Here is a 20,724-nt window from a genome sequence, read left to right as displayed (position 1 = left end):
TTCACTGAACGAAACGAATTTAAGGGATATTTGAAATGGCAGCTAAAGACGTAAAATTCGGTAATGACGCACGCGTAAAAATGCTGCGTGGCGTGAACGTACTGGCAGATGCAGTAAAAGTTACCCTGGGCCCGAAAGGCCGTAACGTGGTTCTGGATAAATCTTTTGGTGCACCGACCATCACTAAAGATGGTGTTTCTGTGGCACGTGAAATCGAGCTGGAAGACAAGTTCGAGAACATGGGTGCGCAGATGGTGAAAGAAGTCGCTTCTAAAGCCAACGACGCAGCAGGCGACGGCACCACCACCGCTACCGTTCTGGCACAGGCTATCGTCAACGAAGGCCTGAAAGCCGTCGCGGCGGGCATGAACCCAATGGATCTGAAGCGCGGTATCGATAAAGCCGTTGCCGCAGCCGTTGAAGAGCTGAAAACCCTGTCTGTACCATGCCAGGATTCCCGCGCTATCGCGCAGGTAGGTACCATTTCTGCCAACTCCGATGAAAGCGTCGGTACCCTGATCGCTCAGGCGATGGACAAAGTGGGTAAAGAAGGCGTGATCACCGTTGAAGAAGGCACCGGTCTGCAGGACGAGCTGGACGTGGTTGAAGGTATGCAGTTCGACCGTGGCTACCTGTCTCCGTACTTCATCAACAAGCCAGAAACCGGTGCAGTGGAGCTGGAAAGCCCATTCATCCTGCTGGCTGACAAGAAAATCTCTAACATCCGCGAAATGCTGCCAGTGCTGGAAGCTGTGGCGAAAGCCGGCAAACCACTGCTGATCATCGCAGAAGACGTGGAAGGCGAAGCGCTGGCTACGCTGGTGGTCAACACCATGCGCGGTATCGTGAAAGTGGCTGCGGTGAAAGCACCGGGCTTCGGCGACCGTCGTAAAGCGATGCTGCAGGATATTGCTATCCTGACCGGCGGTACCGTGATCTCTGAAGAGATCGGTATGGAGCTGGAAAAAGCGACGCTGGAAGACCTGGGTCAGGCAAAACGTGTGGTGATCAACAAAGACACCACCACCATCATCGATGGTGTGGGCGATCAGGGCGCAATCTCTGGCCGCGTGACGCAGATCCGTCAGCAGATCGAAGAAGCGACGTCTGACTACGACAAAGAGAAACTGCAGGAGCGCGTTGCAAAACTGGCAGGCGGTGTAGCCGTACTGAAAGTAGGCGCAGCGACTGAAGTTGAAATGAAAGAGAAGAAAGCACGCGTTGAAGATGCCCTGCACGCTACCCGTGCTGCGGTTGAAGAAGGCGTGGTTGCCGGTGGTGGTGTTGCGCTGGTGCGTGTTGCGGCGAAAATCGCAGCATCTGGCCTGAAAGGTCAGAACGAAGACCAGAACGTCGGTATCAAGGTTGCTCTGCGTGCGATGGAAGCGCCACTGCGTCAGATCGTTTCTAACGCCGGTGAAGAGCCATCTGTGGTTGCTAACAACGTGAAAGCGGGCGACGGTAACTACGGTTACAACGCGCAGACCGAAGAGTACGGCAACATGATCGACTTCGGTATCCTGGATCCAACCAAAGTGACCCGTTCTGCGCTGCAGTACGCATCTTCTGTGGCCGGTCTGATGATCACCACCGAAGCGATGGTCACCGACCTGCCGAAAGGCGACGCACCTGACTTAGGTGCTGGCGCTGGCAGCATGGGTGGCATGGGCGGTATGGGCGGCATGATGTAATTGCCCTGAACGTCTGAGCTGTTGAGAAACCCCCGATCGGAAACGGTCGGGGGTTTTTCTTTTGCCGGCGAACAAGGTATAAGTAAGGGCGCAATACTTCGGCTTTGCGGGTTTAGGGCAATGAATGTTCAGAAAAAATGTGCGCTTTTCTGCTACGCTGCCGCCCGACACTGATGATAATAAATGGGGATTATAATGCGGATTAACCTCTCGCTCGGACTGGCAGTCGGTACCTTACTGCTGGCGGGCTGTAGCACCTCCAACCAACTGAGTGCCGCCGGCGAACGTGTCACCTTTGTTGATCAACAGCCAGGCAGCCAATGTCAGCTGCTGGGCAATGTTACCGGCTCGCAGAGCAACTGGCTGACCGGCTCAGGCGGTGAAGGCAGTTCACTGCGCGGTGCGGCCAACGACCTGCGTAACCGCGCAGCGGAGATGGGCGGCAACGTGATTTATGGTGCCACCAGCCCGACGCAGAACCTGCTGTCTGCCTTCGCCCCGCTCGACAGCAAAATGTCGGGTCAGGTGTATAAGTGCCCGTAATGGCAGAGCAGCAATAGAAAAGCCGCGAGAGCGGCTTTTTTGTTTTTGAGTACAGTTCCAGCACGGTCGCCATAAATGGCGACACTACGGTGATGGCGCCGCCACAGGAATACTGTAGGGTGCGCATTCATGCGCACCGGGCAGCTGGCAGCTGGCAGGGAACGTCACTCCTGACGTAGCTGCAGATCCAGCGGCGTTTTGCTCGGCTCACCACCAATTTCCCGCGCCAGCTTCGGCACCAAATAGCCCGATACCATAGTCAGCAGCTGCCGCACCAGCGCGCGCGCCTGCTCATCAGGCACAAAGAAGTGCGCCGCCCCCTGCACCTTATCCAGCACATGTAAATAGTAGGGCAGGATGCCGGCATCAAACAGCGCATTGCTGAGCTGTGCCAGGGTCTGCGCATCGTCATTAACGCCGCGCAGCAGCACGCTCTGGTTCAGCAGGGTGACGCCGGCGCGCTTCAGCCTCTGCATGCGTTCGCGCAGCGCCTCGTCAATCTCCTGCGCGTGGTTGATGTGGCTGACCAGCAGCACCTGCAGACGCGTATCCGCCAGCAGCTGGCATAGCCCTTCGGTAATGCGCGCCGGGATCACTACCGGCAGCCGGCTGTGAATGCGCAGGCGTTTCAGGTGCGGAATGTTTTCCAGCGCGCCAATCAGCCACGCCAGCTCCTGATCTTTCGCCATCAGCGGATCGCCGCCGGAGAAGATGATCTCGTCCAGCTCGGGATGGGCGGCAATGTAATCAATCGCCGCCTGCCAGTTGCGCTTGTTGCCCTGATTATCCTGATAGGGGAAATGCCGGCGGAAGCAGTAGCGGCAGTTCACCGCGCAGCCGCCCTTGACCAGCAGCAGCGCGCGGTTTCTATACTTATGCAGTAAGCCCGGCACCACGCTGCTCTGCTCATCGAGCGGATCGGTGCTGTAGCCCGGCGCATCGGTAAACTCCTGACGGCTGGTCAGCACCTGCAGCAGCAGCGGGTCCTGCGCATTGCCGCGCTGCATGCGCTGAATAAAGGCGCGCGGTACGCGCAGGGCGAACAGACGGCGTGCCTCGCTCCCGGCTGCCAGATCCGCGTGGTTTTCGAGGGCTAAAAGTTGCAGTAATTCAGCAGGATCGGTGACAACATCAGCAAGTTGCTGCAACCAATCTTCTCTGACGGGGGGATTTAGGGTTACAATGTGTGCCATTTTTTTGGCTATTACCAGTTAATATCTACAGAGGGCCTTTATGGCGACTTATCTTAGCAACGATTTTCGTGCCGGTCTTAAAATCATGTTCGAAGGCGAACCGTATGCCATCGAATCCAGTGAATTCGTTAAGCCGGGTAAAGGCCAGGCGTTTGCACGTGTTAAAATGCGTCGTCTGCTGACCGGTTCACGCGTTGAGAAAACCTTCAAGTCTACCGACTCCGCCGAAGGCGCAGACGTGCGTGACATGACGCTGCAGTACTCTTACAACGACGGTGATTTCTTCTACTTCATGCACCCGGAAACCTTCGAACAGTATCAGGTTGAAGCCAAGGTACTGGACGACGTGACCAAATGGCTGCAGGACAACGCCGAGTGTATCGTAACCCTGTGGAACGATAAACCGATCGCCGTTCAGCCACCGAACTTCATCGAAGCAGAAATCACCGAAACTGACCCAGGTCTGAAAGGTGATACTGCCGGTACCGGCGGCAAGCCAGCGACGCTGTCTACCGGCGCCGTGATCAAAGTGCCACTGTTCGTACAGATTGGCGAAGTGGTAAAAGTAGACACCCGCTCTGGCGAATACGTTTCCCGCGTAAAATAATCGTCAAATCAGGCGCATCATCGATGCGCCTTTTTTTATTTCCGCGCTCATCCCCGCACCGCGTCTTTTTTCAGCAGCTTAACCGCCATCATGGCGTATCCGGTCTATGCTTTAAAAGCTGTACTTTTACTGCAACCAACAAGGATATGGCTATGTTAAAGAAAAGTATTGTCGCGATTTTCTCGGTACTGGTGCTTTCCTCGCTGCTTTCAGCCTGTAACACCACGCGTGGCGTAGGCGAAGATGTTGAAGCGGGCGGTCAGGCAATTCAGCGCAGCGCGCAGTAACTAAAACCGGTGCGAAACCTGCTTTCGTACCGGCTTTCTCTTCCTCCTGTTGTCCTGCCAGCACCTGTGATTTCTGAAACTGCCTGCCGCGACGGCGGTGCCGTTGTTTGCCGTCAGCAATACGGGTAGACTTCCTCCCCTTGTCTGTATAAGGAGTCATCACCATGAGCGAAACGGCAAGCTGGCAGCCGAGCGCACCCATTGCCAATTTGTTGAAACGCGCCGCCATCCTGGCGGAAATCCGGCGTTTCTTTGCCGATCGCGGCGTACTGGAAGTGGATACGCCTGCCATGAGCCAGGCGACGATCACCGACATCCACCTGGTGCCATTTCAGACGCGCTTTGTCGGACCTGGCGCGGCAGACGGGCGCGATCTGTGGCTGATGACCAGTCCGGAATATCACATGAAGCGCCTGCTGGCAGCGGGCAGCGGCCCGATTTATCAGATGGGGCGCTGCTTCCGTAATGAAGAGGCCGGGCGCCACCATAATCCGGAATTCACCATGCTGGAGTGGTATCGGCCGCACTACGACATGTATCGGCTGATGAACGAAGTCGACGACCTGTTGCAGCAGGTGCTGGAGTGCGACAGCGCCGAATCGCTATCGTATCAGCAGGCGTTTATCCGTCATCTGGAGATCGATCCGCTGTCGGCGGACAAGGCGCAGCTGCGCGAAGCGGCGGAAAAGCTGGGTGAGGGCGAGCTGGCGAATCGCGAAGACGATCGCGACACGCTGCTGCAGCTGCTGTTTATGCTGGGCGTGGAACCGAAAATTGGTCTCGATAAGCCGTGCTTCGTCTATCACTTCCCGGCCAGTCAGGCGGCGCTGGCGGAGATCAGTACCGAAGATCACCGCGTGGCAGAGCGTTTTGAAGTCTATTACAAAGGCGTGGAGCTGGCCAACGGTTTCCGCGAACTGACCGACAGCCGCGAACAGCGTCAGCGCTTTGAGCAGGATAATCGCCGTCGCGCTGCGCGCGGTTTGCCACAGCATCCGATTGATACTTACCTGCTGGATGCGCTGGCGCACGGCATGCCAGCCTGTTCCGGCGTGGCGCTGGGCGTCGATCGCCTGATTATGCTGGCGCTGAAGGCCGATGCGCTCAGTGAGGTGATCGCTTTCCCGGTCGATCGCAGCTAGTTACGCCGCGGTTCTGCACACCCGGCCGCGGCTCAGCGATGGCGCTGTCCGCGGCCGGGTGCGTTTACGGCGAGGTATTATTGGCCGCTTCCGGAAACTCCTGGATGGTAACCGGCAGCGTCATCTTCTGCTCATTGCGCAGCACCTGCACATCAATCACCGATCCCGGGCGGATTTCCGCCACCTGGTCCATGGTCTCCTGCGCGGACAGCGCCGGCTTACCGTTCACCTGCAGCAGGACATCATTGGCCTGAATGCCGGCGCGATCCGCCGGACCGCCCGGCGTCACATCGCTGACAATAATGCCCTGCACCCGATCAAGGTTGCTGCCCTGACCGTGCAGCGGCGGCAGCTCGCGCCCGGTAATACCGATATAACCGCGGATCACCCGGCCATCGCGAATCAGCTTATCCATAATTTTGGTCGCCAGCGCGGTCGGAATGGCAAAACCAATGCCTTCCGGAGTTTCGCCGTCGTTGCTTTTGTCGAAGGTCAGCGTGTTGATGCCCATCAGCTCGCCCAGCGAGTTAATCAGCGCGCCGCCGGAGTTCCCCTGGTTGATCGAGGCATCGGTTTGCAGGAAGTTCTGCCGACCGGAGGAGCTCAGACCGATGCGGCCGGTGGCGCTGATGATGCCCTGGGTGACCGTCTGGCCGAGGTTGTACGGGTTGCCAATCGCCATTACCACATCACCAATATGCGCGACACGTTTGGCGTTGATCGGGATTACCGGCAGATTGGAGGCGCTGATTTTTAACACCGCCAGATCGGTCATGGCGTCGGAGCCCACCAGCGTCGCTTCAAAAAAGCGTCCGTCCTGCAGCGCGACGATAATCTGGTCAGCATTATTGATGACATGTTTGTTGGTGAGGATGTAGCCTTTCGCGTTCATGATGACGCCGGAACCGAGCGTGGTAATGCCGCGATTATTGTTACCGTGCGCGCTGCGGTTATAGACGTTGACCACCGCCGGCACAGCACGGCGCACGCCCTGATTGAAACTAAAGGGCGCTTCATCGGCGCTGCTGTCGTGATCAAAGGTGACGTTGCTGCCCATTCGCAGCGCCGGGATCGCGACAAGCAGTAAACCTGCCACGATCAGGCCCATCACCACAGAACGTAAAAGTTTAAGAAACATGGTGTTATTTCAGGCAAGAGTTGATCGCAGGGCAGAATAGCACGAGAAGGGCGGACAAACACCTGCTTGTCCGCCCGTTGCGAGGATTATCGCAGAAGCAGGTAAATACTTTCGTCGCCGCGCACCACGTTCAGCGCCAGTACCGGCGGTTTGCCCTCCAGCACTTTGCGCATCTCGGCGAGGCTCTGCACCCGCGTACGGTTGACGCCGACAATCACATCGTCTTTCTGCAGGCCAACCTGTTCTGCCGGCGTGCCTTTTTCGATGGTATCGACTTTGACCCCTTTATCGCCGGCTTTGGTATTGCCGTCACTGAGCGTGGCGCCCTGCAGCGCTGGCGACATCAGCTGGGCGCTGGCGGTGCTCTGCGCGCTCTGTTCCAGCGTTACGGTCACCGTCAGCGGTTTGCCATCGCGCAGCAGACCGATTTTCACCTGCTGGCCTGGCGGCGTGGTGCCGACTTTCACCCGCAGCTCGGCAAAGCTGGTAATTGGCTTATCGTTAATGGCGGTAATGATGTCGCCCGCTTTGATGCCCGCCTGTTCCGCCGCCGACTTCGGCAGCACTTCAGAGACAAATGCTCCGCGCTGCGCATCGACGTTAAACGCTTTCGCGATATCGGCGGTCATTTCTGTCCCTTTGATCCCGAGCTGACCGCGCTTCACTTCGCCGAACTGAATCAGCTGCTGCGCCAGGTTCATCGCCATGTTGCTGGGGATAGCAAAGCCAATACCAATGTTGCCGCCGCTCGACGCCAGAATGGCAGTGTTAATGCCGATCAGCTCGCCGTTGAGGTTCACCAGCGCGCCGCCAGAGTTACCACGGTTGATGGCGGCATCGGTCTGAATAAAGTTCTCCAGCCCTTCCAGATTCAGCCCGCTGCGGCCCAGCGCCGAGATAATGCCGGACGTCGCCGTCTGGCCGAGGCCGAATGGGTTGCCGATCGCCACGGCGAAATCACCCACTTTCAGCGCGTCAGAATCAGCAATTTTCACCTGCGTGAGGTTTTTTGCGCCTTCTACCTGAATCAGCGCGATGTCGGTTTGCTCGTCATGACCAATCAGCTTTGCGTCATATTCGTTGCCATCACTCAGCTGCACGCTGATTTTATCCGCACCGTTTACCACGTGATTGTTGGTCAGAATGTAGCCTTTAGCTGCGTCAATGATGACGCCGGAACCCAGTCCTTCAAACGGCTGTGGCTGAGACTGCCCGGGCGCCTGGCCAAAGAAGCGCTTCAGCGGCTCGGGAATATCCTGGCCCTGCTGACCGCTGTCGGTGCCCTCGACATGCACGCTGACCACCGCCGGCAGCACTTTTTCCAGCATCGGTGCCAGGCTTGGCAGTGCTTGTCCCTGAATCTGTGCCGGCAACGTGGCCATGGCACCCGGCGTCGCCGCCAGACTCATCCCAATGCTCAAGGCTAATGCGCTTAACAGTCGTGCTGGTTTTTTCATTGCTATGACGCTCTCGCTGCGAAAAGGGGGATAAAAGAAGTGTGACAGTTATTGGTAATAAGCGTTCGGAAAACAAAAAGGGCACAGCCATGCTGTGCCCCAAAAGGATTAACTGCGGGTGGTGCGTTCGCCGCTGCGCAGCAGGCCCGATGCGCCTTCAGAGTAGTCGCGCGGGATCTGCACCGGCGCCTGGTCGTTATCGGCCTCGGCTTCCGTCAGCTGGTAAGCAAACGGGTTTTTCTCGCCGGGCAGATTTGGCAGCAGGTCATTCGACCCTTTCGCCATGTGCTGATACAGCTGGCGATAGTCGCGCGCCATGTTGTCCAGCAACTCTGCGCTGCGCGCAAAGTGGTTGGTGAGCTCTTCGCGGTAATCCGCCAGCTCCGCTTTGGATTTTTCCAGTTCGTACTGCATGCTGCGCTGCTCACGCAGCTTTTTGTTGCCAAAACGCATCGCTACCGCGCCGACAATAATGCCAATCACTAAACCAATCAGCCCGTATTCCCAGGTCATAATGACTCCCGTGTAATTTCCGTTGCTTCGTAGGGCATTGCTTCTGTTTCAACTTCAATAGTAGCCACTATACCCGTTAATCCATCGGAAGTGGAATCCTCGGGCTGTATCGCTTAGTGTAGAGCGGCCTAATTTTCGACAACCGACACGTGATTCGGACTTTTTCAGGGATTCTGAGAGAACCATGCAAACCTCATCTCCGCTTGCGCGCTATGAGCAGGCGCTGTCGCAGGGCGAGTTTCGTCCGGACGATGTACAACGTGACGCCATCACCCGTTTAGATCGCATTCAGCAAGGCCTGATTGCCCGCCAGCAGCAGCCGCAGCCGGCAGCTAAAGGGCTGTTTGGCCGCTTATCAAAGCTGATGAATAAAGCGCCGGAGAGCCATGAAGCGCCGGTGCGTGGCCTGTATATGTGGGGCGGCGTCGGACGCGGTAAAACCTGGGTAATGGATCTGTTTTTTCAGTCTATTCCTGGCGATCGCAAACTGCGTCTGCATTTCCATCGCTTCATGCTGCGCGTGCACGAAGAGTTAACGCAGCTGCAGGGCCACAGCGACCCGCTGCTGATTGTCGCTGACCGTTTCAAAGCGGAAACCGATATTCTCTGTTTCGACGAGTTTTTTGTCTCCGACATTACCGACGCAATGCTGCTTGGTACCCTGATGGAAGCGCTGTTTGCCCGCGGCATTACGCTGGTGGCGACCTCCAACATTCCGCCGGATGAGCTGTACCGCAACGGCCTGCAGCGGGCGCGTTTTCTGCCGGCTATCGAGCAGATCAAGCGCCACTGCGATGTGATGAATGTCGATGCCGGCATTGATTATCGCCTGCGCACCCTGACATCGGCCCATCTGTGGAATTTCCCGCTTAACGACGCAACGCACGCGGAGATGGAGCGCATGTTCAGCGCGCTGTCCGGTAAACCGCGCGGCGACGCGCCGGTGCTGGAGATTAACCATCGCCAGCTGCCGACGCTCGGCGTTCACGAAGGCGTACTGGCCATCAACTTCCTCGCGTTATGCGGTGAGGGGCGCAGCCAGCACGATTACATTGAGCTGTCGCGCCGCTTCCACAGCGTGCTGCTGTACGATGTGCCGGTGATGATTTACAAAACGGAAGACCAGGCGCGGCGGTTCCTCGCGCTGGTGGATGAGTTCTACGAGCGCCACGTCAAGCTGGTGGTGGCGGCAGAAACCTCGCTGTTTGAAATCTATCAGGGCACGCGGCTGAAATTCGAATATCAGCGCTGTCTGTCGCGCCTGCAGGAGATGCAGAGCGAGGAGTATCTTCGCCTGCCGCACCTGCCCTGAGGGGCAAACAGAAATCACCGCTTCGGGCGCAAAAAGAGTCGATCTTTAGATTCGACTTCTCTATAATCTTGCGACCCCACGTTACAGCACAGGCTTTCTTTTCCCGGAAAACTGTGTGATCCGGTAACTCTACCTGAGGGGGTGGGCTTGCTGGGCGAATTGGTCGTGTGAGCCTCAATCGTTAACTTAGCGTTTGGGATTTCACCAACGTGTAACTTTTATTTGGGTAAGCTTTTCAATGAAAACTTTTACAGCTAAACCAGAAACCGTACAGCGTGACTGGTATGTTGTTGACGCAACTGGCAAAACCCTGGGTCGCCTGGCGACTGAACTGGCGCGCCGTCTGCGTGGTAAGCACAAAGCGGAATACACTCCGCACGTTGATACCGGTGATTACATCATCGTTCTGAACGCTGACAAAGTTGCTGTAACCGGCAACAAGCGTAACGACAAGATTTACTATCACCACACTGGCCACATCGGTGGTATCAAGCAAGCGACCTTTGCAGAGATGATCGAACGCCGTCCTGAGCGTGTGATTGAAATCGCGGTTAAAGGCATGCTGCCAAAAGGCCCACTGGGTCGTGCTATGTACCGTAAACTGAAAGTTTACGCAGGTAACGAGCACAACCACGCGGCGCAGCAACCGCAAGTTCTTGACATTTAATCGGGATTATAGGCAATGGCTGAAACTCAAAACTACGGCACTGGTCGCCGCAAAAGCTCTGCCGCTCGCGTCTTTATCAAGCCGGGTAGCGGTAACATCGTAATTAACCAGCGCTCTCTGGAGCAGTACTTCGGTCGTGAGACTGCACGCATGGTCGTGCGTCAGCCGCTGGAGCTGGTTGATATGGTTGGTAAACTGGACCTGTACATCACCGTTAAAGGTGGTGGTATTTCTGGTCAGGCTGGTGCGATCCGTCACGGTATCACCCGCGCTCTGATGGAATACGACGAGTCTCTGCGTTCTGAACTGCGTAAAGCGGGCTTCGTTACCCGTGACGCGCGTCAGGTTGAACGTAAGAAAGTCGGTCTGCGTAAAGCACGCCGTCGTCCACAGTTCTCCAAGCGTTAATTGCTGGCTGCTTCGGCAGTTACAATTGGCTCAAAAAACCCGCTTCGGCGGGTTTTTTATTGCCTGAACTGCCGCTTTTTCAGCGTAAAAACGCGAGCTTTCCCCGCATTTTGCCCGCAAATGATTATCCCCGCCCCACAAGCTGCTTAAAATCTGGTAAACTGACTGACACTTTGCGCCCGCGAGTCGCGGCGTTGTGCATGCTGCGCCTGTCGGGACGACCGGACGATGCGCGTAACGCCCGGCTGTGTGCGAATCTGATGAGCAGGTGAGTCGCCGCGTGGCTGGCCATTCGCAGTATTTTTTTGTGAACAAACTTGGAGGTTTTCATGGCTGTCGCTGCCAACAAACGTTCGGTAATGACGCTGTTTTCTGGTCCGACTGACATTTTCAGCCATCAGGTACGTATCGTGCTGGCTGAGAAGGGCGTCAGCGTGGAGATCGAGCAGGTTGAAACGGATAATCTGCCGCAGGATCTGATTGACCTCAACCCGTATCGCACTGTGCCAACGCTGGTCGACCGTGAACTGACGCTGTATGAATCCCGCATCATCATGGAATACCTCGATGAGCGTTTCCCGCATCCGCCACTGATGCCGGTTTATCCGGTCGCGCGCGGTGAAAGCCGTCTGATGATGCACCGCATTGAGCAGGACTGGTACAGCCTGATGCGTACCATTGAAACCAGCAGCGGTGCCGAAGCCGATGCCGCGCGCAAGCAACTGCGCGAAGAGCTGCTGGCCATTGCGCCGCTGTTCTCACGTACGCCGTTCTTTATGAGCGAAGAGTTCAGCCTGGTTGACTGCTATCTGGCGCCGCTGTTGTGGCGTCTGCCGCAGCTGGGTGTGGATCTGGCTGGCGCTGGTTCGAAAGAGCTGAAAGGCTACATGACGCGCGTATTTGAACGTGACTCCTTCCTCGCTTCTTTGACGGAAGCCGAACGTGAAATGCGCCTGCAAGCCCGGGGCTAATCTATGGAAATGTCGCAACTTACTGCCCGCCGTCCCTATCTGCTGCGGGCCTTTTATGAATGGCTGCTCGACAACCAGCTGACGCCGCATCTGGTGGTGGACATCAATCTGCCTGGCGTACAGGTGCCGCTGGAGTACGCTCGTGACGGACAGATTGTCCTGAACATCGCGCCGCGCGCGGTGGGTAACCTTGAGCTTGCCAACGATCAGGTGCGCTTCAATGCGCGTTTCGGCGGCGTGCCGCGCCAGGTATCTGTGCCGATGGCTGCGGTGCTGGCGATTTACGCGCGCGAAAACGGCGCCGGCACCATGTTCGAACCGGAGCCTGCTTATGAGCTGTCCGGCGACGAGCAGGAAGGTGGCCAGGAAGAGACGCTGATGTCGGTGATTGATGGTGACCGTCCGGACGATGCGACGGATGACGACTCTTCACCGGATGACGAACCGCCGCCGCGCGGTGGACGTCCTTCACTGCGCGTAGTGAAGTAAATCGCGGAAAATAAAAAACGGGCTGATTAGCCCGTTTTTTTATGCCTGTGTCGCAGCGCGGCTTAGCGCGCGGCAGACCAAAGGGAGCGCAGCGCTCCCTTTGTACCGATCTTAATAAACGTCGCGCAGATAACGCTTATCTTTCTTCAGCTGATCGATATAGGCTGCGGCACGCTCGCTGGAAAGACCACCGAACTGACGCACCACTTCATACAGCGCGGCATCGACATCCTTCGCCATGCGTGAGGCATCGCCACAGACGTAGAAGTAGGCGCCTTCCTGCAGCCAGGCGTACAGCTCAGCGCCTTTCTCCAGCATGCGGTTCTGCACGTAAATCTTCTCTTCCTGATCGCGGGAGAAGGCCAGGTCGAGATGCGTCAGCAGACCGCTCTGCTGCCAGCCCGCCAGCTCATCCGCGTAAATGTAATCATGTTCCTGATGCTGGTCGCCGAAGAACAGCCAGTTTTTACCTTCAGCACCGGTCGCCTGGCGCTCCTGCAGGAAGGCGCGGAACGGCGCGATGCCGGTACCCGGACCGACCATGATCAGCGGGGCGTTATTATTCGCCGGCACGCGGAACGCTTTGTTCGGCGAAATAAAGATCGCCGGCTTCTCTCCGCGACGCACGCGTTCAGCCAGATAGGTTGAGCACACGCCTTTACGCTCGCGGCCACCGCTGTGATAGCGCACGGAAGCGATGGTCAGATGCACCTGGTTAGGGTGCGCCTTCGAGCTGGACGAAATGGAGTAAGCACGGTGCTGCAGCGGACGCAGCATCGCCACCAGCTCCGGCACCGACAGATTACGCTTCAGCTCGAGCTGCAGCAGATCCAGCGTATCTTTGCCCCACAGCCAGTTGGCCAGCGTATCTTTATCGTCGTGCTGCAGGACGTGCAGCAGCTCCTGGTTGGTGGTGTGCTGTCCGACCCACTCAATCAGCTTGCGCGACGGCTCAGAAATCTCGAACTGATAGGTCAGCAGATCGCCGAGGTTACGGTCAAAGCCCGGCACTGGGGTTTCGTAGTCGGCTTTCAGCTCGCTCAGCAGCAGGCTCACCAGCCCGGCATCGTTCACCGGGATCACGCCCAGCGCATCACCGGCTTCGTATTTCAGGCCGCTGTCGCTCAGGTCAAATTCGAAGTGACGGATATCTTTGGCGGACTGCTCGCCGGACAGACGCTTATTGGTCACCAGCGCCGCCGCGTATGGGTTTTGCTTGTTGCTGCCCGGGATCACCGGCGCTTCCGGCGCGCTCTCCAGCACCGTGCCGCTGCTGCCCGCGCTGGCGGCAAACTGTGGCATGGCACTGCCAATCCACTCGCTGGAAGGCTCTTCGTAATCGATGTCGCAGTCGATGCGATCCACTACGCGTTTCGCCCCCAACTGCTCCAGGCGCATATCAATGAACTTACCGGCCTGGCAGAAACCGTCGTAGCCGGTATCGCCGATTGCCAGCACGGCAAAGTGCATCTGCTCCAGACGCGGCGCGGTGCTGGCTGAGATGGCCTGCCAGAACAGCTGTGCGTTGTCTGGCATTTCGCCTTCGCCGTAGGTGGAGGTGACGATCAGTACATGACGCATGGTGGCGAACACATCCAGATCCACTTCACCCAGCGCCTGCACTACCGGCACCAGGCCTTTAGCGCGCGCCGCTTTGGCTGCGGTCTGCGCCAGCGCTTCGGCGTTACCGGTCTGGGAGCCAAACAGAATATGCAGCTGGGTGGTGGCACTGGCGCCCGCTGCCGGTGCGGTCTGCTTGTCTTCTAATACCAGCAGGCGCGAGTGGAGACCGGCGAGAAACCCCGCCAGCCAGTATTTCTGTTCGCCGTTAAACGGCGCGTCTTCAGGAATGTAAGGAATCTTCATGGATATCAGTACTCAAACCGTTTTATCGTCATCAATCTTCTTTCGCAGCGCAATCAGGAGAGTTTCCCGACCGCGGCGGCAATCTCTGGCAGTGCGGCGCGTGCAAACAGCCCTTCAAAATCAGGCAGATGGCCCAGCACCTCACGGTTGCAGGCGTCCTGATAAATGATCCAGCCATAGGTTGCCAGGCTGTCCATGGAGCGAATGTTGCGCTGCGTCAGCGCGGCTTTGTAATCCGACATACGCTTGGCGGCGATCAGGCTTGCCAGCTCATCATCGCTGTAGTTCTCAATGGCCGCACGGGCATGACGCTGCAGCTTGCTGACCAGCGCGAAATCTTCGGTCATCAGCAGGTTGCGAACCGCTTTCTCGACTGCCGCATCTTCCACCGCTGTGCCTTTCGGCAGTTTGCCCAGCGCCAGCTGCTGCGCGAAGCTCAGAACGGTGTAATTATTCAGCAGAACAAACATCTCCTGCGTATCGGTCGCGCCGTAGGCCGGTACCGCACCGTCGGCGATGGTTTTGCCCGCACGCCAGGCTGATTTGAACTTGGCAACCTGATGCGCGGCCAGCGACGTGGACAGCTCTTCCAGCAAATCCTTACGCGTTTTCGCTTTCAGGATTTCGCCGCCGTCCTGATACAGCAGCAGCGAGCGCGGCATGACGTAAACGAAGTGCTGACACTCGGTTTCCCAGTTCTCCAGCAGCCACGCCGCGCGCGGCGACTGGGTGGCTTCGAGGTGCCAGTGCAGCATGGTCAGCACTGCCTGCTTGTGCACCTGCGCCATTTCGTCTTCGTCAGCGATGGAGCCGAACAGCACCGAATCACCGGCGGCGTGCGCGGCCAGGGAACGGTACGGATCGTACTGATAGGCGAAGCCGCCGCTCATGCCGTTACCGAAACCTTTACCAAAGGTGCCGAGGTTAAGAATCGCGCCGTTGGTCATGTATTCACAGCAGAAGTCGCCGACGCCTTCCACCACCGCGGTGGCGCCTGAGTTACGCACGGCGAAACGGTCACCGGCCTGGCCCTGAACAAACAGACGACCGCCGGTCGCGCCGAACAGCGCAAAGTTACCAATCAGCACGTTGCCGTCGCTGTCCTGTGCGCCGCCGCCCGGTGACATCACCACCAGTTCGCCGCCACACTGACCTTTACCGACGCCATCGTTACAGGTGCCGTAATGCTTCATCTGCATGCCGTCGTTGCAGAACGCGCCAAATGACTGACCGGCTGATCCGCGGGTATCAATCTGCACTGTGCGCGGTGCCAGATATTTCCGGCCACGGTCATCCTGCAGTACCGCTGGCAGTGCGGCCAGCTGCTGCGCCGACAGCTCGTGGTTCAGCATGCGCTCAATATCGATCGCCAGCTGACCGCCAACGCTCTTGTTACGGTTGTTCAGCGTCACGCCGTTACCCAGCGTAATCTCGCGGCGGGCGGCATCAACCAGCTGCGCTTTCAGCTCTTCTACCCAGCCATCGTCCAGCTCGAAATCTTTTTCCAGATACACCGGTTGAGCAATCTTCTGCTCCGGCACCACGGTCAGCATGGCGCGCAGATCGAGTTTGCCCACTTCCAGCGGATGATCCATCAGGTGCAGCAGGTCAGAGCGGCCGCGTGCTTCACGCAGCGAACGCAGACCGAGGCGTGCGAGGAACTCACGCACTTCCTGCGCCACGTTGATGAAGTACTGCGCCAGCTGACGCGGATCGCCATCGAAGGCTTCAGCGTTAGTGGTGAGGCCAGCCGGGCATTTGACGTTACAGTTTTTCGCCATCACGCATTTCAGCATCATCAGCGCGGTGGTGCCAAACTCGAAGCTGTCGCCGCCGAGCAGGGCCGATTTAATCACGTCGCTGCCGGTCTGCTGTGCGCCGGAACAGCGCAGCTGCACTTTGTCACGCAGCCCGTTAGCGCACAGCGCCTGGTGTACTTCGGCGATACCGATTTCCGCCACGCGCCCGGTGTATTTCAGGCTGGTGACCGACGCCGCGCCGGTGCCGCCGGTGTTACCGGCGACGTTGATGACGTCTGCGCCGGCTTTTGCCACGCCGACTGCGATAGTACCGATGCCTTCAGACGACACCAGTTTGACGATAACGCGTACGCGCGCCGCTTTACAGTCGTGGATCAGCTGCGCCAAATCCTCGATAGAATAAGTATCGTGATGCGGCGGCGGTGATACCAGCTCAACGCCCGGCGTACCGCCACGCGCGGCCGCAATCTCCACCGTCACTTTCGGTGCCGGCAGCTGACCGCCTTCGCCCGGTTTAGCGCCCTGGCCAATTTTGATCTCCAGCTCTTCCAGCATCGGGTCGGCCAGATAAGCCGCCCACACGCCGAAACGACCGGACGCCAGCTGTTTGATGCGCGATGCGCGAATGGTGCCGTGGCGTGAATAGTGTTCGCCACCTTCACCACAGTTACTCATTCCGCCCACCATATTGGTGCCGTGCGCTACCGCTTCGTGCGCCGGCGCGACCAGCGCGCCGTGGCTCATGGCGCCTGAGGCGAAGGTACGGGTGATTTCGTGCGCCGGCTGGATCTCTTCCAGCGGCAGCGAGGGCAGCGCGGTAAAGATTTTTGCCAGATAGTCTGCTGCCTGACCGTAAGCGGTAATGTACAACACGCCTTCAGTGATGCTGCTGCTTTCGATCTCATCGTTAAAGCGGGTTTTCAGCGCGCGTGACAGCGCGGCCAGACGCTCGCTCTCCGGCTTCAGGCCGGCAATAGCATCAATCAGACGCAGCTCAAACTGGTTGAGGCTGCCGTTCACCGCTTCGCAGCGCAGGCCGCGAATGGCGAAGCCGTTGTTGACCAGCGAGTAGCGGCCCAGCTTGCGGCCAAATTCGGCTTCGCTGTCCACGTGGGTCAGATCGCACGGCAGCGCGAGGATGTCACGCAGTGCCGCCGGACGACGCTTACGCTCAGCGTGCATCAGGCTGGAGAACTGACGGTAATCCGGCGTGATAGCAAAGCTGTCGATCACCGCATTCGGGATGCGCTCGAAGCTGCTGTCTTTAAACGACTCGGCTTTGATGCTGAACGCGTTGTCCAGCCTGGCCAGCGTCATCAGACGGATAAAGTTGTCCTCTTCGCGCGCTTTGTCGGCGAAACGAATCGGCTGCTCTGTCATATCAATAAAGGTACGTACCGCGATGGTGCCATACGAGTGGCCCGCACCCTCAGAACGTTCTTTGAACAGACCCAGCAGTGGCACTTCGGCTTCGCCCTGAATTTTCAGTGCGCTCTGGTGCCAGTCCACCGCCATCTGCGCGATGGCCGGGAAGCCCGCGCCGCCCACCGGGGTTTTGATATTCGGGAAATATTTCTTCAGCACCGGATCTTCGGTATCGAGGAAGTTCGGCTCGAAGAACTCACCGCAGCTGTAGCTCTCAACGGTACACAGGCCCACTTTGCCCATGGTTTTCATCAGCGCTTTTTCTGCCGCTTTGGCATAGCGTTTGAACGCTTTGTTGCCTTCTTCACCTTCGCCAAACTTCTCTTCTGCACGCATCTGTACGCCCAGCGGATACACGGCAGAGGCGCCGAAGCCGAGCGTGGCGGCGATATGGTGTGAGGAGATGCTCTGGCCGCTCTCGACCACCAGTGACACATCCAGACGCAGGCCTTCCTGCACCAGACGCTGGTTGATGGCCGACACCATCAGCAGCATCGGAATGGCAGCATGAGTTGAAGAGATATGGCGATCGGTAATCACCGCGATGCCGCCCTGCTGACGGGCAAAATCCACCACCTGCTGCGCCAGGTTATCGATAGCGTTTTCCAGCGCTTTGGCGTTGGCGGCGCGGCTGACGATGTCTTTACCGATGACTGGCTCATACAGCATCTCGAAGCGCGCATACGGCGCCACTTTCTGCTCGCGCAGACGCAGCATGTCCAGGTGCGTCAGGATTGGGCTTGGCACGATGATCTGCTGGCCTTTACTGCGGCCGAGGTGCGGTTTGGCGCCGAGCGCCACGCGCAGCGTCATGCCGTCCGCTTCACGGATGGAGTCGAGCGGCGGGTTGGTGACCTGTGCAAAGCGCTGCGAGAAGTAGTGCGCCATGCCGCCTTCATGATCGGACAGGCCATTGATGGCGTTGCCGTAACCCATCGCGGAGATCTTCTCAGCGCCGGTTTGCAGCATCGGGTCCATCATGAATTTGAAGCTTTCCTGGTTGTAGTAGTAAGCCACAAAGCGCTGATAGGTTTTCAGGTCGCCGCGATAGCGCAGCGGTGAGCCGAGTTTCTCTGCCGGCACTTCCGGCAGCTGCTGCAGTTCAACGCGTGCCGCCTGCACCAGGGAGAGATAATCTTTTTCTGCCGCCAGCTTTTCCAGCGCCTGCACGGTGGTGTAAGAGCGTTTCTCTTTGTGATCGTAATAGAGCATGCCGCCAGCTTCGATACGGCCACGGCGCAGCACGCTCTCCGGTGGGAAGGCGATCTGGCCGGCTTCTGACATCGCACCGATGTACTCAGCGGTTTCGACGGAGCGCAGCGGACGCAGACCAAGACGGTCCAGCCGTGCGCCAATCACTTCGCCGTTACCGAAGATCAGCGCGGCGGGGCCGTCGTTCTTCTCTTCATACAGCGAGAAGTATTCCAGCATGGCGCGCACTTCAGCTGACAGCGAGGTGTCGTTTTCCCACGCCGGCGGCATCATTGAAACCACGGCGTTGATCAGATCGAGGTTATCTTCCATCAGACGGCTGTGGATGCTCTGATCGAGACGCGAACTGTCAGACTGGCCTTTTGGCCGCACGATCTTTTTGCCGCGCGCCAGCATCAGTGCCGCTTCCGCGATGCGGTTTTTACGGTCCGTGTTCAGCTCACCGTTGTGCGCCATCAGGCGGAACGGCTGCGCCATCGTGGTATGCGGATCGGTATTGGTGGAGAAGCGGGTATGGAAAAACAGTCCGCGCACCTGATGATCGGGATCGGTCAGATCTTTGAAGTAGGGAATCACTTCGTTGGAGTTCAGGCGGGCTTTGAACACCTGAGTGCGCGACGACAGCGACAGCGGATAAAGGCCGCCGAATTCGCTTTCGGTAAAAGCGCGTGCTTCGATGTCCAGCAGCGCACGGTAAATGTGGCGCTCGAAGTCGCTCTGCTCGGTAACGTCCTGCGGTGCGGCAAACACCCACTGCACGATCGGCAGCTGGAACTGCTGTGCGGCCGGGCGCGTGACGCTGTTGTCCAGCGGCATATCACGCTTCAGCAGCACCGGGAAGTTGTAAGCGGCCAGCGTCTCTTCAACCAGACGCTCTGCGTTCGCGCGCAGCGCCGCATCTTTTGGCACAAAGAAGTTGCCCACGCCAAAGCGGCCCGCTTCCAGCGCCTGACCGGTCAGCTTACGGAAGAAGTTCAGGGAGAGGTCAACGTTAACGCCCGCGCCATCGCCCACACCCTCTGCAGACATCCCGCCACGGTGCGGTACCGTGCACAGGGCGCTGTGCGCCATCTGCAGGATTTCATGGGTCTGCTCGCCGTCCTTGCGGGTAATGAAACCTACACCACAGCTGTCGCTTCCTGCTGATGGATCATACAAACCCCAGGGGTTAGGTTGTTGAGTGGACATTGAGGGTCTCCTTAAACTGCTTTAGACATTACCTGCATTATTTCAGGCACAGAGCGCTGCTGCGTGCTGTATCAATTTGTTTTCGCGCGCTTTTACGCGGACGTCGCAACACCGGACAACGACAATCAAGGCACTGATTCACGTCCTTGATTGGCTGTCCATAAAATCCGGTCTCTAAGGGAGATAACTTGCATCCAGAGGGAGTCTTCTTGCTGCATAGATATGCCGAGACACAGTCCCGACTGGAAAGCATCCAGCGGAATTCCAACTTATCGGGAAAGCGAACTCAGGTCAAATAGCCAGCTTTATTACGGTTAATCAGCCTTTTTGCGATTTAACTTTATGATTATTATGTTTTTTTTACGTAAATATATGTCAATCTGACCTTTCTGATTCCCTTATGAAGTGTGAGCCGTCTCACTGTGTGATCGGCCTCATATTTCCAGACCATGCTGTTGAATGTGGGGATGCCAGCACAAAATTCTGTTTGGACCGTTTCGTGCACAGCATGTATCTGTTTTTCTTATGGCGGAACATTTGAATCAAAACGCGGTTGCCATTAGTAAAATTAATTAACCAGGGTGTGATTAAAACAGCACTTAAGCTGAATGGATATGCAATAACGGAAGGCAACCATCAGGAGGGATGGCTGCAGAAAGCGGATGCGCCGGGCACGCGGCACCGGGACCCGCAAAAGCGCGGCCCTCCAGATTATTCAGTTAGCAGAATTAGTCAAGCGCTTTAGGCATAAAGCCGCGAACGTCGGCGAAACGCCGCGCTGCTGCACCATAACAGGGCGTAAAGTCAGTCCGCACGGCGCGTGCGGCGGCGCAGCGCGCGGATAATTACGCTATG

16 protein-coding genes are annotated in these 20,724 nt (G+C 57.7%); 10 read left to right on the top strand and 6 right to left on the bottom strand.

Annotated elements, in window-relative coordinates; translation table 11 throughout:
• Nucleotides 1-35 precede the first annotated feature (35 nt).
• Together groL and AC6I8F_RS17210 are read left to right on the top strand one after the other, a co-directional pair.
• Nucleotides 36-1,691, top strand: a complete 1,656-nt coding sequence (gene groL, locus AC6I8F_RS17215) for a chaperonin GroEL (RefSeq protein WP_498028273.1) — start codon at nt 36-38, stop codon at nt 1,689-1,691.
• Nucleotides 1,692-1,886: 195 nt separating this feature from the next.
• The gene (locus AC6I8F_RS17210) at nt 1,887-2,234 is read left to right on the top strand and encodes a DUF4156 domain-containing protein (RefSeq protein WP_021507764.1); all 348 of its coding nucleotides are present in this window, start codon (nt 1,887-1,889) and stop codon (nt 2,232-2,234) included.
• A 164-nt stretch (nt 2,235-2,398) separates the two neighbouring features.
• Here the strand turns inward: AC6I8F_RS17210 and epmB are convergent, their stop codons facing one another.
• Complete coding sequence (gene epmB, locus AC6I8F_RS17205; RefSeq protein ID WP_127833595.1) at nt 2,399-3,427, bottom strand: EF-P beta-lysylation protein EpmB; 1,029 nt, start codon at nt 3,425-3,427, stop codon at nt 2,399-2,401.
• A gap of 40 nt (nt 3,428-3,467) precedes the next feature.
• On the opposite strand from epmB, the gene efp reads away from it, so the two are divergent.
• The 3 genes from efp (at nt 3,468) to epmA (ending at nt 5,463) form a co-directional block, all read left to right on the top strand.
• Complete coding sequence (gene efp, locus AC6I8F_RS17200) at nt 3,468-4,034, top strand: elongation factor P (RefSeq protein WP_021507762.1); 567 nt, start codon at nt 3,468-3,470, stop codon at nt 4,032-4,034.
• A gap of 152 nt (nt 4,035-4,186) precedes the next feature.
• The gene (locus tag AC6I8F_RS17195) at nt 4,187-4,321 is read left to right on the top strand and encodes an entericidin A/B family lipoprotein (protein WP_031279745.1); all 135 of its coding nucleotides are present in this window, start codon (nt 4,187-4,189) and stop codon (nt 4,319-4,321) included.
• 164 nt (nt 4,322-4,485) lie between these two features.
• Complete coding sequence (gene epmA / locus AC6I8F_RS17190; RefSeq protein WP_021507760.1) at nt 4,486-5,463, top strand: elongation factor P--(R)-beta-lysine ligase; 978 nt, start codon at nt 4,486-4,488, stop codon at nt 5,461-5,463.
• A 64-nt stretch (nt 5,464-5,527) separates the two neighbouring features.
• Here the strand turns inward: epmA and degS are convergent, their stop codons facing one another.
• The 3 genes from degS to zapG form a co-directional block, all read right to left on the bottom strand.
• Nucleotides 5,528-6,601 carry an outer membrane-stress sensor serine endopeptidase DegS gene (gene degS / locus AC6I8F_RS17185; protein ID WP_498028272.1) on the bottom strand — a complete coding sequence of 358 codons (1,074 nt, stop codon included), beginning with the start codon at nt 6,599-6,601 and terminating at the stop codon, nt 5,528-5,530.
• A gap of 86 nt (nt 6,602-6,687) precedes the next feature.
• Nucleotides 6,688-8,058, bottom strand: coding sequence for a serine endoprotease DegQ (gene degQ, locus AC6I8F_RS17180; RefSeq protein ID WP_031279744.1), 1,371 nt, complete (start codon nt 8,056-8,058; stop codon nt 6,688-6,690).
• Nucleotides 8,059-8,166: 108 nt separating this feature from the next.
• The gene (gene zapG, locus AC6I8F_RS17175; protein ID WP_021507757.1) at nt 8,167-8,571 is read right to left on the bottom strand and encodes a Z-ring associated protein ZapG; all 405 of its coding nucleotides are present in this window, start codon (nt 8,569-8,571) and stop codon (nt 8,167-8,169) included.
• A 184-nt stretch (nt 8,572-8,755) separates the two neighbouring features.
• Between zapG and zapE the strand changes: the two genes are divergently transcribed.
• The 5 genes from zapE (at nt 8,756) to sspB (ending at nt 12,418) form a co-directional block, all read left to right on the top strand.
• Nucleotides 8,756-9,883 (top strand): cell division protein ZapE, encoded by a 1,128-nt coding sequence (zapE, locus tag AC6I8F_RS17170; RefSeq protein WP_058759600.1) that lies wholly within the window; start codon nt 8,756-8,758, stop codon nt 9,881-9,883.
• A gap of 238 nt (nt 9,884-10,121) precedes the next feature.
• Complete coding sequence (gene rplM, locus AC6I8F_RS17165) at nt 10,122-10,550, top strand: 50S ribosomal protein L13 (protein ID WP_021507755.1); 429 nt, start codon at nt 10,122-10,124, stop codon at nt 10,548-10,550.
• Between the two features lie 15 nt (nt 10,551-10,565).
• Nucleotides 10,566-10,958, top strand: coding sequence for a 30S ribosomal protein S9 (gene rpsI, locus AC6I8F_RS17160; RefSeq protein ID WP_021507754.1), 393 nt, complete (start codon nt 10,566-10,568; stop codon nt 10,956-10,958).
• Between the two features lie 329 nt (nt 10,959-11,287).
• Nucleotides 11,288-11,929 carry a stringent starvation protein SspA gene (gene sspA, locus AC6I8F_RS17155; RefSeq protein ID WP_021507753.1) on the top strand — a complete coding sequence of 214 codons (642 nt, stop codon included), beginning with the start codon at nt 11,288-11,290 and terminating at the stop codon, nt 11,927-11,929.
• Between the two features lie 3 nt (nt 11,930-11,932).
• Entirely contained in the window at nt 11,933-12,418 is a 486-nt protein-coding gene (gene sspB, locus AC6I8F_RS17150; RefSeq protein ID WP_021507752.1) for a ClpXP protease specificity-enhancing factor, read from the top strand.
• A gap of 111 nt (nt 12,419-12,529) precedes the next feature.
• Here sspB and AC6I8F_RS17145 read toward each other — a convergent pair whose 3' ends face one another.
• Nucleotides 12,530-14,284: a sulfite reductase subunit alpha gene (locus AC6I8F_RS17145; RefSeq protein WP_058770697.1), complete on the bottom strand. Its 1,755-nt coding sequence runs from the start codon at nt 14,282-14,284 to the stop codon at nt 12,530-12,532.
• Nucleotides 14,285-14,337: 53 nt separating this feature from the next.
• The gene (locus AC6I8F_RS17140) at nt 14,338-19,869 is read right to left on the bottom strand and encodes a glutamate synthase-related protein (RefSeq protein WP_498028271.1); all 5,532 of its coding nucleotides are present in this window, start codon (nt 19,867-19,869) and stop codon (nt 14,338-14,340) included.
• Nucleotides 19,870-20,724: the final 855 nt, after the last annotated feature.

It is taken from the genome of gamma proteobacterium symbiont of Axiagastus rosmarus (assembly GCF_059730925.1).
This window is presented reverse-complemented; position numbering and strand designations above follow the sequence as displayed.

What these genes read in the sequence shown, in the direction of transcription:
- epmA (WP_021507760.1), top strand. Translation starts at nt 4,486, where the DNA reads ATGAGCGAAACGGCAAGCTGGCAGCCGAGCGCACCCATTGCCAATTTG.
- rpsI (WP_021507754.1), top strand. Translation starts at nt 10,566, where the DNA reads ATGGCTGAAACTCAAAACTACGGCACTGGTCGCCGCAAAAGCTCTGCC.
- AC6I8F_RS17140 (WP_498028271.1), bottom strand. Translation starts at nt 19,869, where the DNA reads ATGTCCACTCAACAACCTAACCCCTGGGGTTTGTATGATCCATCAGCA.
- sspA (WP_021507753.1), top strand. Translation starts at nt 11,288, where the DNA reads ATGGCTGTCGCTGCCAACAAACGTTCGGTAATGACGCTGTTTTCTGGT.
- degS (WP_498028272.1), bottom strand. Translation starts at nt 6,601, where the DNA reads ATGTTTCTTAAACTTTTACGTTCTGTGGTGATGGGCCTGATCGTGGCA.
- zapG (WP_021507757.1), bottom strand. Translation starts at nt 8,571, where the DNA reads ATGACCTGGGAATACGGGCTGATTGGTTTAGTGATTGGCATTATTGTC.
- zapE (WP_058759600.1), top strand. Translation starts at nt 8,756, where the DNA reads ATGCAAACCTCATCTCCGCTTGCGCGCTATGAGCAGGCGCTGTCGCAG.
- rplM (WP_021507755.1), top strand. Translation starts at nt 10,122, where the DNA reads ATGAAAACTTTTACAGCTAAACCAGAAACCGTACAGCGTGACTGGTAT.
- epmB (WP_127833595.1), bottom strand. Translation starts at nt 3,427, where the DNA reads ATGGCACACATTGTAACCCTAAATCCCCCCGTCAGAGAAGATTGGTTG.
- sspB (WP_021507752.1), top strand. Translation starts at nt 11,933, where the DNA reads ATGGAAATGTCGCAACTTACTGCCCGCCGTCCCTATCTGCTGCGGGCC.
- degQ (WP_031279744.1), bottom strand. Translation starts at nt 8,058, where the DNA reads ATGAAAAAACCAGCACGACTGTTAAGCGCATTAGCCTTGAGCATTGGG.
- groL (WP_498028273.1), top strand. Translation starts at nt 36, where the DNA reads ATGGCAGCTAAAGACGTAAAATTCGGTAATGACGCACGCGTAAAAATG.
- efp (WP_021507762.1), top strand. Translation starts at nt 3,468, where the DNA reads ATGGCGACTTATCTTAGCAACGATTTTCGTGCCGGTCTTAAAATCATG.
- AC6I8F_RS17195 (WP_031279745.1), top strand. Translation starts at nt 4,187, where the DNA reads ATGTTAAAGAAAAGTATTGTCGCGATTTTCTCGGTACTGGTGCTTTCC.
- AC6I8F_RS17145 (WP_058770697.1), bottom strand. Translation starts at nt 14,284, where the DNA reads ATGAAGATTCCTTACATTCCTGAAGACGCGCCGTTTAACGGCGAACAG.
- AC6I8F_RS17210 (WP_021507764.1), top strand. Translation starts at nt 1,887, where the DNA reads ATGCGGATTAACCTCTCGCTCGGACTGGCAGTCGGTACCTTACTGCTG.